The organism is Vibrio sp. 1CM8B, from assembly GCF_023161685.1.
Taxonomy (GTDB): domain Bacteria; phylum Pseudomonadota; class Gammaproteobacteria; order Enterobacterales; family Vibrionaceae; genus Vibrio; species Vibrio coralliirubri.
Genome location: NZ_JALNTU010000004.1, coordinates 465,644 through 480,691, shown reverse-complemented (window position 1 = coordinate 480,691; position 15,048 = coordinate 465,644). Strand labels below are relative to the sequence as shown.

Here is a 15,048-nt window from a genome sequence, read left to right as displayed (position 1 = left end):
GCGTCTGCCAACGCTCCGGTTTTTTTGTGTCCGAAGAAAAGTAAACCCGTCTGCCAACGGTTTTACTACGCATTTCGCGAGAGACACATAATTTTATGAATCAAGGAAAACACCATGCGTATCGAACAAGAACTTAAGTTAGGTTTCAAAGATGTACTCTTCCGTCCGAAGCGTTCTACCCTTAAAAGCCGTTCTCAAGTTGAATTAACCCGCGATTTTACATTCAAGCATAGCGGTCGTCAATGGTCTGGTACTCCAGTAATTGCAGCGAACATGGATTCGGTAGCAAGCTTTGAAATGGCAGCTGCTCTAGCAGAGCACGGTGTTATGACTGCAGTACACAAGCACTACACAGTAGAGCAGTGGGCTGAGTTCGCTAAAACAGCAGACAAGAAAACACTGAACAACGTATTTGTATCAACGGGTACATCTGAAGCTGAGTTTGAGAAAACAAAGCAAATCATGGCGCTTAGCGAAGACTTCGTATTTATCTGTATTGATATCGCTAACGGCTACTCAGAGCACCTAGTTGAGTACGTACAAAAAGTACGTGCTGAATTCCCGGACAAAGTTATCTCTGCGGGTAACGTTGTAACAGGTGACATGGTTGAAGAGCTAATCCTAGCGGGTGCAGACATCGTTAAGGTTGGTATCGGCCCTGGTTCAGTTTGTACTACACGTGTTAAAACAGGCGTAGGTTACCCTCAACTTTCTGCAATCATCGAGTGTGGCGACGCGGCACACGGCCTTGGCGGCATGATCATCGGTGACGGTGGCTGTTCATGTGCGGGTGACGTATCTAAAGCGTTCGGCGGCGGTGCTGACTTCGTAATGCTAGGCGGCATGCTAGCAGGCCACTCAGAGTCAGGCGGTGAAGTAGTAGAGCAAGACGGTAAGCAATACATGAAATTTTATGGAATGTCATCTCAGTCAGCTATGGACAAGCACTCAGGTGGTGTTGCTAAGTACCGTGCTGCGGAAGGTAAAACTGTTTTACTTCCATACCGTGGTTCAGTTCACAACACAATTTCTGACATCCTTGGTGGTGTACGTTCAACTTGTACATACGTAGGCGCAGCAAAGCTTAAAGAGCTAACTAAGCGTACGACTTTCATCCGTGTACAAGAGCAAGAAAACAACGTATTCGGTAAAGAGTAATCTGAACGAATTCGAATAGTTTGAAAATCAAGAGCCGCTTTTTAGCGGCTCTTTTTGTGTGGGGACTTGCAAACACATTATTGCCCCATTATGTTTTAGTGACACTTTTAAGTGATAGATCTCGTTTCAAGTTTCCCCTACATTTTCTTATTAACAGGCCTATAGCGAATAATGAACTAAATTTCCCCAAACGTTATGAAACAGAGTTTTCAACCGTTAAATGTTAGTTACATCGTTACGCACTTTGCTGTAAGCAAATAAAGCCATTGGATAAAACTGAGTTATAGTGGTTCGGTATTATGCGATACGAGAAAACTTGAGGAGTAACCATGACGTTAACAATTGGGAAACTGGCAAATGCCGCAGGAGTTAATGTTGAAACCATTCGTTTTTACGAAAGGAAGGGGTTAATCACCCAGCCACAGAAACCTATTGAGGGCTTTCGTCAGTATTCTTCAGAAACCTTACAGAGATTATATTTCATCAAACGAGCACAGGATTTAGGTTTTACGTTAGATGAAATTTCTAGCCTTTTGAAACTTGGAGATTCGGACTGCGAAGAAGTTCAGGCTATCGCACAACAAAAGTTGGTATTGATAAGAAAAAAAATCATTGATCTTCAACATCTTGAATCTAACCTTAGCCACTTAATTGACCAATGCTCTAGTGCCTCTAACTCATCATGTCCCATTGTAGACTCTTTCAAGGAATAGCCAGCTGACTCCGTACCTAAGTACGGCTGCTACATTTAGTTAATGGTATGTAGCAACTGGAGAATTTCATGAATAAGAATCCATCCATTCCTTTGATTGGTGGAATAATTGCAGCTATTGGAGCCAGTCTATGCTGTGCTGGCCCTCTGATATTACTCTTGCTAGGAGTTAGTGGGTCATGGATCAGCAGCTTAACAATGCTAGAACCATATAGGCCTACCTTCATAGTTTCAGTCATTATTGCCTTTGTCTTAGCTGCGAGTCGTATCTACCGTCCAATAGATGAATGCAAAGAAGGTTCCTTATGCGCTATCCCTAAGGCTCGCAGGCGTCAAAAAATGATCTTGTGGGTAACTTCAACTGTCGCTTTAATCTTGGTAGTAAGCCCATACTGGATACCAGTGTTTGTTTAAAGGAGCTGATATGAAAAGATTCGTATTAACGCTACTCAGTGTTGTGGTTTTGAATCCTGTTACAGCAAAAGAGCAAGTTGTTGAGTTAGACATACCTAGTATGACATGCCCTGTCTGCCCAATAACGATAAAGGCTGCGTTAAATAAAGTTGATGGTGTATCAAGTGTTGAAACATCATTAACAGATAAGATCGCACGCGTTACTTTTGATGACGAGGTTACTGACATTGCTAGTTTAGTGATAACTACAACTGAAGCAGGATACCCCTCATCAACCAAAACGGAAAATAACAATGAATAAAGTTACCTTAGAGTCTGAGATAACTTGTCCATATTGTGGAAGCAAAAAAATAGAAACGATGCCAACCAACGCTTGTCAGTGGTTTTATGAGTGTGAGAAATGTCACAAGCTTCTAAAACCTAAACAAGGTGACTGCTGTGTATATTGTTCCTATGGTGCAGTCCCTTGCCCTCCAATACAGGAGAGTCTGTCAAAGAAGGGAAAACGCAATTGTCATTGTTGAGTTTACGAAAAGCAACGATTTATCATGGCTTTATTAAATAAGGAGTTTTCATGTCTGATTGCTGTTCACAACCCAATAGTTTAGATTCTTTTCCTAGAAAATCGATTTGTCCATTGAATGGTAAAGAATATGGTTTGGTATCTACCGATACAATTAAACATCATGTTAAAAGCCCTTGGATATTACAATCTAAGACACAAGGTTACTATTTCTGTACCGATCCTAATTGCTCTGTAGTTTACTTCGCTCAAGATAGTTCAGTAATCAAGCATGATGAGTTGCGAACTGTAGTTGGGATAAAGTCTAAATCTATTGATGCGCTTATCTGCTATTGCTACGGAATAACAAAGGCAGAGGCAATTAACGACCCTCTTACACGCCAGTTTGTAGTACGAGAAAAAAAGAGTGGTAATTGTGCATGTAAAGCGCGAAATCCATCGGGAAAATGTTGCTTAAGAGACTTCCCTAGAATTAGAAATTCATGAACCTGCCATTAAATTATTTAATGTAGTGGATGAGAGAATTTGACAGTTAGGCTTGAGGCTTTGCAATACCCTAGGTAATCCGTTCAATATTAATTAAGCAAACTGTATAACTCAGAAATGTCCAGAAGAGTGTTTGAGGTAAGTTGCTAATTACGAATATAGGATCTTGATATCAAAATATTAGAGATGGAATCGCGTCAGTAACTTTCTTGCCGCTAGCTTTATACTTTTTTGTATCAATGCACAAAATATCAACTGGTGACTTTTCAACATAAAGAGCCGCTTTTTAGCGGCTCTTTATGTTTGAGTTCTAGCTATCACTCAGTAGAGCGTTAACTTTCAATTTTTCTACTTCGCATAATTCGAAGGAAACAGTGCTCGTTTTGCTTCTTCATCACGTTCGGTTTTAAATTCAACATCCTTACCGGTTTCGCGAGCGCGCAGGGCGGCTGGGCGAGTGTTGATTGCGTTAAACCAACGCTTCAAATTCGGGTAAGGTTCTAGGCCTTCTTCACCAAGCACGAAAGGTGCTTTATCAATCCAACCCCATGCAGCGACATCGACAATGGTGTACTCATTTCCGACGATAAATTCACGACCTTCCATATGCTTTTCTAACACTTCGTAATGACGTTGTGCTTCACGTAGGTAACGGTTCACAGCGTAGTCTAGGCCTGCTGGCGCTGCATGACGGAAGTGTACCGATTGACCTGAATAAGGGCCAAGGCCGCTCGCGATAAACATCATCCAAGATAATAGTTCTGCTCTGTCTTCTGGCTGACCAGCTAGCTTGCCTGTTTTCTCAGATAGGTACAGCAGGATAGCGTTAGAATCGAACACGCGCTGTCCATCGTCTTCAATGGCTGGTGTTTTTCCGTTCGGGTTTATTAAGCGATATTCCGGCGTGTGTTGCTCGCCTTTTAAGGTATCGACAGGAACAAGTTCAAAATCTAGGCCTGTCTCTTCTAGAAACAGAGCGATCTTCATTGGGTTTGGTGTTTGGTGAAAATAGAACTTAAGCATGGGGTAACTCCTTGTTTTGGTCATTCATTAAAGCACCGCTTGAACGATCGTTCAATAATTGATTTTTGAATTTTCTGTGAATTGATCGATTTGATATCAAACTCTGTGCCTTTTGAACTTGGCTATGTGAGCGTGAACTAGCGTGGATTTGTAAGGGGGGTAGCGTTTTAAGTTACTGAAATACTGAACATAAAATGCTCATTTAGGTTTGATGTTGAGCTTCGAAATTTACGGGTTTAGATAGAATAGGCAGGTGAGATTCGAAGTTAAATATTCCAAAGACATCAAGGGCGCTCCTCATAACTCGAAGCTATCTGGATATTTGAGCTTACTCTGGCGCATAAAATCGTGATCTGCAGCCACACCTTATGCAACAAATGAATATCAACCTTGGAGAGTAAGGTTTGGTTCACGGTTTTTTAATCTTGGGGGCTTACATTGGTGAGCAAATCTGATGTGAACACTTAACGACACAGGATCTTTCCATGAAAAAGAACATTATCGCCCTCGCTCTTGGTGGCATGCTCGCTTTTGGCGCAACACCTTATTCTTTTGCTGCTAACGATGGCGCTGTACAGGCTTCTGCGGATTACGCGCAGTTGGTGACTAAGCGACAAGTTGTCGACCAACTACTTCTTGATGCGTTGCAGGCGTTTAAGTCTCCGGCAAGAATTTCACACGCGGGCTTCACGGCTAAAATGCCAAGCAACATGGAAATTGTGACCAACCGATTGTTAGAAGCGTACCAGTTAGAACCTTACCGTACTGACCTGTTGATCTCGGCAGCGAACGCTCAGATCTACAATAAGAATGCAGAGCGTGCGATTGAGTTGTTTGAACAAGCATTGACGGTTGCGCCAGATGATGTCGACTTGCACGCGTATCTTGCGGTTTGGCAGAGATTCGAAGGCAATGACAGTGAATCCAACAAGCACATGGAGAAACTGGAAAGCCTGAATAAGGGCAAAGCAGAAGACATCAAACGTATTTTTGCTACGGTAGACCGCGTGTTAGAAACACCACTTAAAGAGTCGGCGGACAAAGGTTTATTGGATGAACACGGTGCCATTGTTACTTTGGGCTACGCGCTTAACCCAGATGGTTCTATGCATCAAATCCTGATTGAACGCCTTGAAACCACATTAGCAATGTCGAAAGCGAACCCAGATGCGATGATCGTGTTAACGGGTGGCGTGCCAAAGAACCATAAGACTGAAGGCAAGTTAATGGCGGATTGGCTTATTGAAAAAGGGGTAAGCAAAGATCGCATCATTGAAGAGAACTACGCGACCAGCACGGTAGGTAATGCCTTATTCAGTAGCTATGCGCTTGCTCGTCATGATATTAAACATGCGACCATTATTAGTTCGGCAAGCCACGTTCGTCGTGGTCAAACTCTGTTTGAAATTGCGAGCTGGCAAACGGGTCCTCAGGGCATTACCTTCGATACGGTTTCTTACCCAGACAAGCCGCTAGAAGATCTTAAGAAAGCGAGCAGTGGTGAGCTATTAGGTATCTACCGTGACGCTCTCAGAACTTATGGCATGTGGAGCTACCGTTCTTACCCACTAGAATCTCGTTAAGCCCAAGCATTATTTGCGTTTGGGAAAAGTGCGGTTCGCGTTAAACCAAAGCGTCACTTGTTAGTACAATCGAGCACAGCTAGATGATATGCTGTGCTCCTATTTAATTTAGTGTTTCAAAGGCAAAAAAATGAACCCGATTTTAGCGATGTTGAAAGAGAACAATATTAGCGACGAGCAGATCAGTGAGCTATTTAAAACGCTGACAGAGAACCCTCTTGCAGCAATGGCGACGATCAGCCAACTTGGTTTACCTCAAGACAAACTTCAAATGCTGATGGGTCAGGTAATGCAAAACCCTGCACTAATCAAAGAAGCAGTTGAAGAGCTTGGCCTAGATTTTTCTAAGGTTGAAGCGGCCAAAGAGCAACTTCAAAAATAAGTGAATTTGAATGAGCTAATATCGAATTAGCTTTATCCACATTCAATAAAAAGGTCGTTTAAGTTCAGCAATAGGCTGTCTTAACGGCCTTTTTTGATCTTGGTGGCGATTTTTGACTTTGATTTGAGTGCTTTCAATCATCCTCTCCGACCCTATACATACCGACCATTCCAACACAATTGACAGCAACCTTGCCAAATATGTGCGACTACTGACAATTTACTTACTAGACTTAATTAACCTATGTGCGACCTGAGATGTGCACCTTGATGAACAGAGTTTTTGGATGAAGACAGCCCTAAATAATAGGGCTAGCCGATTTGGGCCATAAACGCGGTTTGTCTATGAGTCACATTAAGGAAAAGAATAAGAGGGCAACAAACTAAGCCCTTTATCGAGCAGTGATTTATAGGAAATTAGTTATGAAGTATTTAAAGGAAACCGCTTTAGCGAGCCTTGTGCTGGCTGGGCTTGTTGGTTGTGGCGGTGATTCAGGTTCATCAAGCAGCACGACACCAATTACTTTGAGCGTGAGTGATGCGCCCATTGATGATGTTAAAGACGTAACTGTGACATTCAGTAAGGTCGCTTTGCTTCCTCAAGGGGGAGGTTCGCCACTGATTTATGATGTGTATAAAACGGACGAAAACGGCGATTACGTTGATGAAAATGGCGATCCATTGCCAGATGGTGAGGATCCGATTCCATTAAGTGTGAATTTGCTGGATTACCAAGGCAGCGATGCGCTTCCTTTGATTGAAAATGAGGTCATTCCGGTAGGCAGCTATAAGTTGTGTGTGTTTGCCAATGATGGCGATCACCCAACAGATCCATCTTACGTGATAGAAAACGATGATATGACCCGTGAGTTAACAGTGAAAGGTGAAGGCGCGTGTCCGCAAGGTGTGGGTAAAGAAGACAACGCTGGCGTACTTTACTTTAATAACTCATTTAATGTGAACCAGCAAAGTAACGATTTTGTTGTCGAGTTCGATCTTCGACGCGGCCTAAAGAACAGTTCGACATATCCTGATTACACTATTCAAAGAACGTCTGTAAGCCTTATCAATACGGTTGAGACAGGAAACATTGAAGGTACCGTTGCGAAGCAAACCTTTGATGCTTGTAGGCTTACAACCGATAATACATTTGTTCAGGCGGTCTACTTGTATGAAGGCAACATCGACAAAGATGACATGACACCGATTGGTGGTAGTGAGGAAGTAAAACCAGTCACTTCAGCTTCCGTTGTGCTTGGTGAAGACCAAACTAATTTTGAATTCTCACTGGGCTTTATTGATCCAGGTACTTATTCATTGGGTTATACCTGTACTGCGCAGCATGACAGTGATGAAGACAATGCAGCGCCACTAGCCGCTGGGTTCGCAATATACGAAGCTCAAAATGGCGTGCAAGTAACTGTTGGTCAAGACAGCCAAGTGTCATTCTAAGCTTTATGTGAATGACGCTTTTTAATCAAAACGGCCTCTTGTTTGGAGGCCGTTTTTGATCATGTCACTTAGCTAGCATGAATTTGACGCGCATTGAGTGTGACTCTAGGGAAGTGATGATGTAACGTTGTGTCTCTTACTTTAACCTAGCGAAATGTACTCCGGCGTTGCTCATGAAATCTAGCTTAAGCATTCGATCTTACACCAAGCAATTTAATACCCATGCTCATGATGACCATCACCAATTGGTATTGCCAATCCAAGGCAGTATCAATATCGAGATGGTGGGGTATATCGGCAAAGTGGCCGTGGGCGAATGTGTGGTGATTCCGGTAACCACAGCGCATGCGTTTAAGGCGGATGAAGCCGCGCGGTTTATTGTCGCGGATATGGCGGAGTTGCCGCAGCACTTGTTGGAGCATGAGCTCTCGGTTTTCACGATAACACCACCTTTGATGAGCTTCTTGCTGTTTGTTGAGAAGCAGCTGGAGTATCAGGTCGATAGTGGTATTGAGTCATCAATCTTGGATGTGTTTTCACTGCTGTTAGAGCAACAACAAGTGAGTAAGAGCATCGACCCAAGAATCCGTGCCGTACAAAGGCTGATCGCGGATAACTACACCCAGCCGTTATCCATTTCACAACTTGCTGAAACGGCCTGTTTGAGTCCCACTCAATTCAAAAAACGCTTCAAAGAGTGCCTGGGGATCAGTGCCCTTAAATACATCACTCGATATCGCATGGAGAAAGCCCAAGCCTTGCTAACCCACACCGATTTACCGGTTCAGTTGATAGCCGAAAATGTGGGTTATAGTGATGTATCTGCTTTCAGTCGTCGCTTCTCTCAGCACTTTGGTATGTCCCCAAGGGCGTTTCTAGGCTCAATGAAAGAGAGTCTTTAGAAACAACAATAGCGTCCTTTCGGCAAACTAAACTTTACCAATCTTCACTATTATCTATTTCAGAACTGAAAATTGGGTAATAGAAATGAATCTTGCCATCAATCGCGTTAACGAATTCCAAACGGGCACTTTAGCCATCTTGTTTGCTTCTATTTTATGGGGCACGACAGGCACCGCCGCAAGCTTTGCTCCAGATCTAAGCCCATTGGCGATTGGTGCTTTCTCTATGGGCGTCGGTGGTCTAATGCAAGCGGGCTTGGCGTATCGAAAAATTCTATTCGCGTTTGACAAACTTTTGCAGAACAAGAAGCTGTTGGCAGCGAGCGCTTTGGCTTTGGCGGTCTATCCTTTAGCTTTCTATTCTTCAATGAAATTATCTGGCGTGGCGATTGGTACAGTGGTTTCGATTGCGACCGCACCTTTCTTTTCTGCATTGTTAGAGTGTCTGATTAGCAAAAATAATAATATCAACAAACGTTGGCTCACTAGCTTTTCGATTGGTGTGGTAGGTATTGGGTTGTTGGTGTTTTCAGAATCTTCATCTACGAATGAATCCGGTGATGATCTCAAGCTGTTGGGTATTGCTTTAGGTTTGCTCGCGGGGTTGTGTTACGCCATTTATTCTTGGGCGACAAAAGCACTGATCGATAAAGGGATTAAGTCGCAAGCGGCGATGGGCAGTATTTTCGGCCTCGGCGCGATGCTGTTGCTGCCAACGCTCTGGCTTACGGGTGAGAGCCTGTTTTCCTCGCAGACCAACGTATTAGTCATCAGTTATCTGACCTTAATCCCACAATGCTTGGGCTATGTCGCCTTCAGTTTTGGTTTACGCCATGTCACCGCGAGCAGTGCCAATCTGCTGACTCTGTTTGAACCGGTAGTTGCAGCGGTGCTTGCCGTCTGCGTTGTCGGTGAGCTGATACCTTTTACAGGTTGGCTAGGTATGTCTCTGATTGTGCTGTGCTTGTTTATACAGTCGAAGCCAGCTAAAAGAACGCTATAAGTATTTGTTTTGTTGTGTCTAATTGAAATTTATTCATGCGTAATTCTTATAATTGAATAAAATCAGTATCTCAGTTGTGAGAGTGCTGTTACTATCGCTATCAATAGTCGGGGGGCATATACCTTATTGGTGTTTGCTGAGATCGTTAATCGAGACCCGTTGAACCTGATTCAGTTAACACTGGCGTAGGGAACTATAAGCACTCGATCTACGTCTGCACTCATGAAGACAATTCATGAATCCAATGCGACTTCTCTTTCGATCGGTGTTCGTTCTCCTACGTCTTGTAAGATAGTAGGAGCGACAATGACACACAGTTCTATTTCAAAAGATTTAACGCCAAAAGCCTCAGCTTCACAGCATTCTGTGGATGGTTCGATTCGCACGAACACTCCGATTGTATTGACGATCGCTGGCTCAGACAGTGGCGGCGGTGCCGGTATTCAAGCTGATATTAAAGCCATGTCTGCGACAGGTAGTTTCGCTTGTTCGGTAATTACCGCGATCACATCTCAGAACACGCAAGGCGTTTCCGCCATTTTTCCTATTCCACTCGACCATGTTGCTAGCCAGTTAGATGCGGTTTTTACTGATCTGAATATCGTGGCTGTGAAAGTCGGTATGTTGGCCGATTCGCAAATCATCAAAGTCGTCGCGGACAAAATCAAACAATACCAACCTAAGCACTTAGTGATTGACCCTGTGATGGTCGCGACAAGTGGTGACCTTCTTCTAGAAAACTCAGCTATCACGACGCTAAAACAAGAGCTGATTCCGCTGGCAGACATCATTACTCCTAACTTGCCAGAAGGCGCGGCGCTAACAGGAAAAGCAGTACCTGAAAGCGAAGCCGAAATGCAGGGCATGATTGAAGATTTACGCGCACTGGGTGCTAAAGCCGTTCTTCTCAAAGGCGGTCATTTAGAGAAAGATGAAAACAGTAACGATCTACTGATTCTCCCGACGACGTCTGCATTGATTAGCGCGAAGCGTTTCCCGACTAAAAACACCCACGGCACGGGCTGTACGCTTTCATCTGCCATTGCTTCTTTCTTGGCTCAGGGCAACACGCTGGCAGAAGCTGTTGACCTAGGCAAACAATACATTTCTCGCGCGATTGCTCATGCTGATGAGTTGCAAGTTGGTCAAGGTCATGGCCCGGTAAATCACTTCTTCGCTGGACACGGTAATGTCCGTTAATACGGTTGGCGTTCAACTCAGCAACGCGACGTTACGTTACCGAGACAGCGAGCACGCAACCTTATCGGGATTGTCGCTTAGCCTAAACGCAGGTAAGTGGACGGTATTGCTAGGTCGAAGTGGCTGCGGAAAAACTACGGTATTGCGTTATCTGGCAGGCTTGCTGGACGACAAGGTGGAGTGGCAGGGCACATTGGCAACGTCTGATGAATTGCCTTTAACCGATCGCATCGCTTACATGGCGCAGCAAGATTTGTTACTGCCATGGCTATCGGTCATCGACAATGTTTGCCTGAGTCACCGTTTTCAAAATTCAGCTTCTGACAAAGCACTGCAAACCAATCAAGCACTCGAGTTGCTCGCTGCGGTTGGTTTGGCTGATCACGCGGATGCTATGCCGGATCAATTGTCTGGAGGTATGCGTCAGCGAGTTGCTTTGGCTCGCACCTTAATGCAAGACAAACCTGTTGTGCTGATGGACGAGCCGTTCTCTGCGCTGGATGCGGTAACAAGACACAAGTTACAGAGCTTAGCGTGTGAACTGTTAAGAGATAAAACCGTTGTGTTGATTACTCATGATCCACAAGAAGCGGTGCGTTTGGCGGATAACTTGTATGTGTTGCAAGGCACACCGGCGAGCGCTCAGTCTTTATCTGTGCCTAACACTGCTACACCACGAGTGTTAGATGGTGAATGTGCTGAGTTACAACAAGCGATCTTAGATCAGTTGGAGCGTGATTATGAATGATCTAACGCGAAGCGAAACTGTGGCTCATTCAACTAACGCACAGACTACCACTGCAAGCCCTCGTCAGATGAATCCTGTTGTTCGTTTACTGATCAGCAGTGCTGTGATTCTCGGTTTATGGCAGTTAGTTGTGGTTGTCTTCGAGATGCCGAGCTTCATTCTGCCAGCGCCTGCAGAAGTCTTTATTAAACTATTCGAACGCTACGATGTATTGCTCAAACACACTTGGGTGACTGCGCAAGAGATCTTACTTGGCTTGCTACTCGGTTTGTCGATGGGGCTATTTTTCGCCCTGCAGATGTTGATGTTCGAACCACTAAAACGTTGGCTATTGCCTATCTTAATTGCCAGCCAAGCCATCCCTGTGTTTGCGATCGCACCAGTGTTGATGTTGTGGCTGGGTTATGGCATCGCGTCAAAGGTCGTCATGGCGGCGATCATTATCTTCTTCCCCGTGACCACTTGTTGTTACGACGGTCTGCGAAATACTCCGACGGGTTATCTTGATCTTGCTAAGACGATGGGTGCATCGAAATGGCAACTGCTTCGCCATATCCAACTTCCTGCTGCACTGCCAACCTTAGCGTCTGGCATTCGTGTGGCGGTGGTGATTGCCCCAATTGGCGCAGTCGTCGGCGAGTGGGTGGGTTCGAGTGAAGGGCTGGGTTACCTAATGCTGCAAGCCAACGCACGCATGATTATCGATGAGATGTTTGCGGCCTTATTCATCTTGGCTGTGCTGTCCATCTCGCTCTACTTCATCACAGACAAGTTACTTAAAAAAGCTATCCCTTGGGAAAACCAGTAATGGTTCGATAACACTTGTTTAATAAAGCTTCGCTCACGCTATTTATCTAAACAAAACTTCGTTAAAAATTAGCTCTATAAACACAATAATAATATTCAAAAGGAAAGGTTAACTATGAAAAATACCAAATTGGTAGGTGCAGTGGCACTGCTTGCTTCGTTAGTTTCAGGTCATGCTCTAGCGGACTCTGAACAAAAGAAACTGACATTGATGTTGGATTGGTTTGTAAACCCGAACCACGGCCCGATTGTGATTGCTCAAGAGCGTGGTTACTTTGCTGACCAAGGCTTAGAGGTTGAAATCCAAGAACCAGCAGACCCAAGCACGCCAGCGAAACTTGTCGCAGCAGGTAAGGTCGATTTAGCGGTAACTTACCAACCAAGTTTAACCATGGATGTAGCGGCAGGTTTACCTCTGGTTCGTGCATCTACTCTTATCGCAACGCCACTGAATACGTTGATGGTTTTGGATAATGGCAAGAACGATTCGTTAGCGGATCTGAAAGGCAAAAAGATCGGTATTGCGATTGCGGGTAACGAAGAAGCGACTATCGGCACCATGCTAGCACAAGAAAATGTTGCGTTTACAGACGTGCAAACCATCAATGTCGGTTGGGCACTTTCATCTTCATTGGCATCAGGCAAGGTAGATGCAATCTGGGGTGGTCTACGTAACTTCGAAACCAACCAGTTAGCCCTTGAAGGCTTTAAAGCAAAAGCGTTCTTCCCAGAAGAGCACGGTGTGCCAGCTTACGATGAGCTTATTTTTGTTGCGAACGCAAAGCAGCACGACGATGAAGCGATCAAAGCGTTCAACAAAGCATTGGAACAAGCAACAACTTACATCGTGAACCACCCACAAGAGTCATGGAGCGAGTTTGTTGCGTATTCACCAGATACGTTGAACAACGAGCTTAACCAACGCGCATGGAACGACACGCTAACTCGTTTTGCACTTCGCCCTTCTGCTGTTGACCTGAAACGTTACGACGATTACGCACAGTTCATGTTTGACAAAGGCATTATCAAATCACTACCAAAAGCCGCTGACTACGTACCGACTTTTGACTAAGGAATCTCATGAAATACCAAGACTTAATCCAAGCCTGTCAACAAGATTGGCAAGACTACACTGAACATGATTTTGTTAAAACGTTGGCAAACGGCACTCTTGCTCAGCCGTGTTTTCTGCATTATTTGAAACAAGATTTTCTGTTCTTGAAGCAATATGCTCGAGCTTATGCGTTGGCGATTTACAAGGCGAAAACCTTGGCTGATATGCGTCGTGCGCTGCCAAGTGTTCATGCTCTGCTAGATTCTGAAATCTCTCACCACGTGACTTACTGTGGTCAGTGGGGTTTAACCGAATCTGACCTAGAAAACGAACCGGAAGATTTCGGTACAGTGGCTTACACGCGCTACGTTCTGGATGCAGGCATGACGGGTGATCTTGTCGATCTTTATGCGGCACTGGCTCCGTGTTCCATTGGTTACGCTGTGATCGGTAAAGCGTTGTTAGAAAGCAGCGATACTGTTTTAGAAGGCAACCCATACGCAAGCTGGCTACAGCTTTACGGCGGTGAAGAGTTCCAGTCTGGCGTAGCAACGGGCGCGGAATACTTCAATCAACTGCTTGCTGAAATTGATATCAACAGCGAGCGCGGTCAGAACATCGTTCATATCTTCAAAACCGCAACGCGTATGGAAGTGGCTTTTTGGCAGCAAGGTCTGAATGCACTTAATGACTCAACAGCGGTTTAGAGCGACTTTCACGAATAAGGATTCCCCCATGCTAACTGAACAAATTATTCAATCGCTGCGCGCAGTACGAGAGCAAAAGCCACTGGTTGTGAACATCACCAACTACGTCGTGATGAACAACACAGCCAATGCGTTATTGGCGATTGGCGCTTCGCCTATCATGGCGCACTCGCAACAAGAACTGGCTGAGATGATGTCTTTCTCTGGCGCGCTTGTGATTAACATTGGCACGCTCGACAGTGTTTGGACACCAAGAATGTGTTTTGCTGTTGAGCAAGCCAACGCGAACAACAAGGTTGTGGTTCTTGACCCTGTGGGTTGTGGCGCAAGTAGGCTGCGTACCGAAACTTCTCGTGAAATTGCACGCTTAGCCGAAAAGTTAATCATTCGTGGTAACGCGTCTGAGATTATTGCATTAGCGGGCGAGCAAGCGCAGAGCAAAGGTGTGGATGCGCTTGATAGCAGTGATGCTGCGTTAGGTGCTGCACAGTGCTTAGTGGCTGAATACGGTGCAAATGTGGTGATATCTGGTGAGACAGATTACGTTGTCACGAAAGACAGTGTTGTGACGTTAAACAATGGTCATCCAATGATGCCGTATGTGACAGGCATGGGTTGTACCTTAACTGCATTGACGGGGGCGTTTGCTGCTGTTGGTGATGACAGTGGTTTGGCTGCTGCGGCAGTTCTGGGTGTGGTTGGTGAAATAGCGGCTGAGAACTCTCGTGGCCCAGGTAGCTTGCAAATGAACTTGCTTGATGAGCTGTATCAACTCGATGAAGAGACACTGATTCAGCGTCTGAAGATTCAGTAGGCTTAATCTAGTTCTAAGCTCAAAACTGATTGTTCGAAGTTAATAGCTCTTAATTTAAAGCTTTTAACTAAAAGAAAGCCC

Annotated in this window: 17 protein-coding genes and 1 riboswitch; of the genes, 16 read left to right on the top strand and 1 reads right to left on the bottom strand. The window is 44.8% G+C overall.

Annotated elements, in window-relative coordinates; all coding sequences use genetic code 11:
* Positions 1-114: 114 nt before the first annotated feature.
* From MSG36_RS10980 to MSG36_RS23855, 5 genes are all read left to right on the top strand, one after another.
* Positions 115-1,158: a GMP reductase gene (locus MSG36_RS10980; RefSeq protein ID WP_248367761.1), complete on the top strand. Its 1,044-nt coding sequence runs from the start codon at positions 115-117 to the stop codon at positions 1,156-1,158.
* Between the two features lie 329 nt (positions 1,159-1,487).
* Positions 1,488-1,871 carry an Hg(II)-responsive transcriptional regulator gene (gene merR / locus MSG36_RS10975; RefSeq protein WP_248367759.1) on the top strand — a complete coding sequence of 128 codons (384 nt, stop codon included), beginning with the start codon at positions 1,488-1,490 and terminating at the stop codon, positions 1,869-1,871.
* A 68-nt stretch (positions 1,872-1,939) separates the two neighbouring features.
* Complete coding sequence (locus tag MSG36_RS10970; protein WP_248367756.1) at positions 1,940-2,284, top strand: mercuric transporter MerT family protein; 345 nt, start codon at positions 1,940-1,942, stop codon at positions 2,282-2,284.
* A gap of 10 nt (positions 2,285-2,294) precedes the next feature.
* Positions 2,295-2,585 (top strand): mercury resistance system periplasmic binding protein MerP, encoded by a 291-nt coding sequence (gene merP / locus MSG36_RS10965; protein WP_248367754.1) that lies wholly within the window; start codon positions 2,295-2,297, stop codon positions 2,583-2,585.
* Positions 2,578-2,808 carry a GDCCVxC domain-containing (seleno)protein gene (locus tag MSG36_RS23855; RefSeq protein ID WP_154398407.1) on the top strand — a complete coding sequence of 77 codons (231 nt, stop codon included), beginning with the start codon at positions 2,578-2,580 and terminating at the stop codon, positions 2,806-2,808. Before merP ends, MSG36_RS23855 begins: the two co-directional genes overlap by 8 nt.
* 833 nt (positions 2,809-3,641) lie before the next feature.
* Here the strand turns inward: MSG36_RS23855 and MSG36_RS10960 are convergent.
* The gene (locus MSG36_RS10960) at positions 3,642-4,316 is read right to left on the bottom strand and encodes a glutathione S-transferase family protein (protein WP_248367752.1); all 675 of its coding nucleotides are present in this window, start codon (positions 4,314-4,316) and stop codon (positions 3,642-3,644) included.
* 485 nt (positions 4,317-4,801) lie between these two features.
* On the opposite strand from MSG36_RS10960, the gene MSG36_RS10955 reads away from it, so the two are divergent.
* From MSG36_RS10955 to thiM, 11 genes are all read left to right on the top strand, one after another.
* Positions 4,802-5,899: a YdcF family protein gene (locus MSG36_RS10955; protein WP_050632958.1), complete on the top strand. Its 1,098-nt coding sequence runs from the start codon at positions 4,802-4,804 to the stop codon at positions 5,897-5,899.
* Positions 5,900-6,029: 130 nt separating this feature from the next.
* Entirely contained in the window at positions 6,030-6,281 is a 252-nt protein-coding gene (locus MSG36_RS10950) for a DUF2999 family protein (RefSeq protein ID WP_004731647.1), read from the top strand.
* Positions 6,282-6,703: 422 nt separating this feature from the next.
* Positions 6,704-7,732 (top strand): DUF4382 domain-containing protein, encoded by a 1,029-nt coding sequence (locus tag MSG36_RS10945; RefSeq protein ID WP_248367750.1) that lies wholly within the window; start codon positions 6,704-6,706, stop codon positions 7,730-7,732.
* A gap of 173 nt (positions 7,733-7,905) precedes the next feature.
* Positions 7,906-8,634 carry an AraC family transcriptional regulator gene (locus MSG36_RS10940; RefSeq protein WP_248367748.1) on the top strand — a complete coding sequence of 243 codons (729 nt, stop codon included), beginning with the start codon at positions 7,906-7,908 and terminating at the stop codon, positions 8,632-8,634.
* An 85-nt stretch (positions 8,635-8,719) separates the two neighbouring features.
* Positions 8,720-9,637, top strand: coding sequence for an EamA family transporter (locus MSG36_RS10935; protein ID WP_248367746.1), 918 nt, complete (start codon positions 8,720-8,722; stop codon positions 9,635-9,637).
* A gap of 98 nt (positions 9,638-9,735) precedes the next feature.
* Positions 9,736-9,846: riboswitch (TPP riboswitch) on the top strand.
* A 97-nt stretch (positions 9,847-9,943) separates the two neighbouring features.
* Positions 9,944-10,837: a bifunctional hydroxymethylpyrimidine kinase/phosphomethylpyrimidine kinase gene (gene thiD, locus MSG36_RS10930; protein ID WP_248367745.1), complete on the top strand. Its 894-nt coding sequence runs from the start codon at positions 9,944-9,946 to the stop codon at positions 10,835-10,837.
* Positions 10,827-11,585, top strand: coding sequence for an ABC transporter ATP-binding protein (locus tag MSG36_RS10925; RefSeq protein ID WP_248367744.1), 759 nt, complete (start codon positions 10,827-10,829; stop codon positions 11,583-11,585). Before thiD ends, MSG36_RS10925 begins: the two co-directional genes overlap by 11 nt.
* 67 nt (positions 11,586-11,652) lie before the next feature.
* Positions 11,653-12,393, top strand: a complete 741-nt coding sequence (locus MSG36_RS10920; RefSeq protein WP_348983445.1) for an ABC transporter permease — start codon at positions 11,653-11,655, stop codon at positions 12,391-12,393.
* A 114-nt stretch (positions 12,394-12,507) separates the two neighbouring features.
* Positions 12,508-13,464, top strand: coding sequence for an ABC transporter substrate-binding protein (locus MSG36_RS10915; RefSeq protein ID WP_017081987.1), 957 nt, complete (start codon positions 12,508-12,510; stop codon positions 13,462-13,464).
* Positions 13,465-13,472: 8 nt separating this feature from the next.
* Positions 13,473-14,153 carry a thiaminase II gene (gene tenA, locus MSG36_RS10910; protein WP_248367742.1) on the top strand — a complete coding sequence of 227 codons (681 nt, stop codon included), beginning with the start codon at positions 13,473-13,475 and terminating at the stop codon, positions 14,151-14,153.
* Positions 14,154-14,181: 28 nt separating this feature from the next.
* Positions 14,182-14,967 (top strand): hydroxyethylthiazole kinase, encoded by a 786-nt coding sequence (gene thiM / locus MSG36_RS10905; protein ID WP_172378822.1) that lies wholly within the window; start codon positions 14,182-14,184, stop codon positions 14,965-14,967.
* The last annotated feature ends 81 nt before the right edge of the window (positions 14,968-15,048 follow it).

Bases quoted from the DNA above. Each gene is read 5' to 3' on its own strand.
- MSG36_RS10980 (WP_248367761.1), top strand. From the start codon at position 115: ATGCGTATCGAACAAGAACTTAAGTTAGGTTTCAAAGATGTACTCTTC.
- merR (WP_248367759.1), top strand. From the start codon at position 1,488: ATGACGTTAACAATTGGGAAACTGGCAAATGCCGCAGGAGTTAATGTT.
- MSG36_RS10970 (WP_248367756.1), top strand. From the start codon at position 1,940: ATGAATAAGAATCCATCCATTCCTTTGATTGGTGGAATAATTGCAGCT.
- merP (WP_248367754.1), top strand. From the start codon at position 2,295: ATGAAAAGATTCGTATTAACGCTACTCAGTGTTGTGGTTTTGAATCCT.
- MSG36_RS23855 (WP_154398407.1), top strand. From the start codon at position 2,578: ATGAATAAAGTTACCTTAGAGTCTGAGATAACTTGTCCATATTGTGGA.
- MSG36_RS10960 (WP_248367752.1), bottom strand. From the start codon at position 4,316: ATGCTTAAGTTCTATTTTCACCAAACACCAAACCCAATGAAGATCGCT.
- MSG36_RS10955 (WP_050632958.1), top strand. From the start codon at position 4,802: ATGAAAAAGAACATTATCGCCCTCGCTCTTGGTGGCATGCTCGCTTTT.
- MSG36_RS10950 (WP_004731647.1), top strand. From the start codon at position 6,030: ATGAACCCGATTTTAGCGATGTTGAAAGAGAACAATATTAGCGACGAG.
- MSG36_RS10945 (WP_248367750.1), top strand. From the start codon at position 6,704: ATGAAGTATTTAAAGGAAACCGCTTTAGCGAGCCTTGTGCTGGCTGGG.
- MSG36_RS10940 (WP_248367748.1), top strand. From the start codon at position 7,906: ATGAAATCTAGCTTAAGCATTCGATCTTACACCAAGCAATTTAATACC.
- MSG36_RS10935 (WP_248367746.1), top strand. From the start codon at position 8,720: ATGAATCTTGCCATCAATCGCGTTAACGAATTCCAAACGGGCACTTTA.
- thiD (WP_248367745.1), top strand. From the start codon at position 9,944: ATGACACACAGTTCTATTTCAAAAGATTTAACGCCAAAAGCCTCAGCT.
- MSG36_RS10925 (WP_248367744.1), top strand. From the start codon at position 10,827: ATGTCCGTTAATACGGTTGGCGTTCAACTCAGCAACGCGACGTTACGT.
- MSG36_RS10920 (WP_348983445.1), top strand. From the start codon at position 11,653: ATGAATCCTGTTGTTCGTTTACTGATCAGCAGTGCTGTGATTCTCGGT.
- MSG36_RS10915 (WP_017081987.1), top strand. From the start codon at position 12,508: ATGAAAAATACCAAATTGGTAGGTGCAGTGGCACTGCTTGCTTCGTTA.
- tenA (WP_248367742.1), top strand. From the start codon at position 13,473: ATGAAATACCAAGACTTAATCCAAGCCTGTCAACAAGATTGGCAAGAC.
- thiM (WP_172378822.1), top strand. From the start codon at position 14,182: ATGCTAACTGAACAAATTATTCAATCGCTGCGCGCAGTACGAGAGCAA.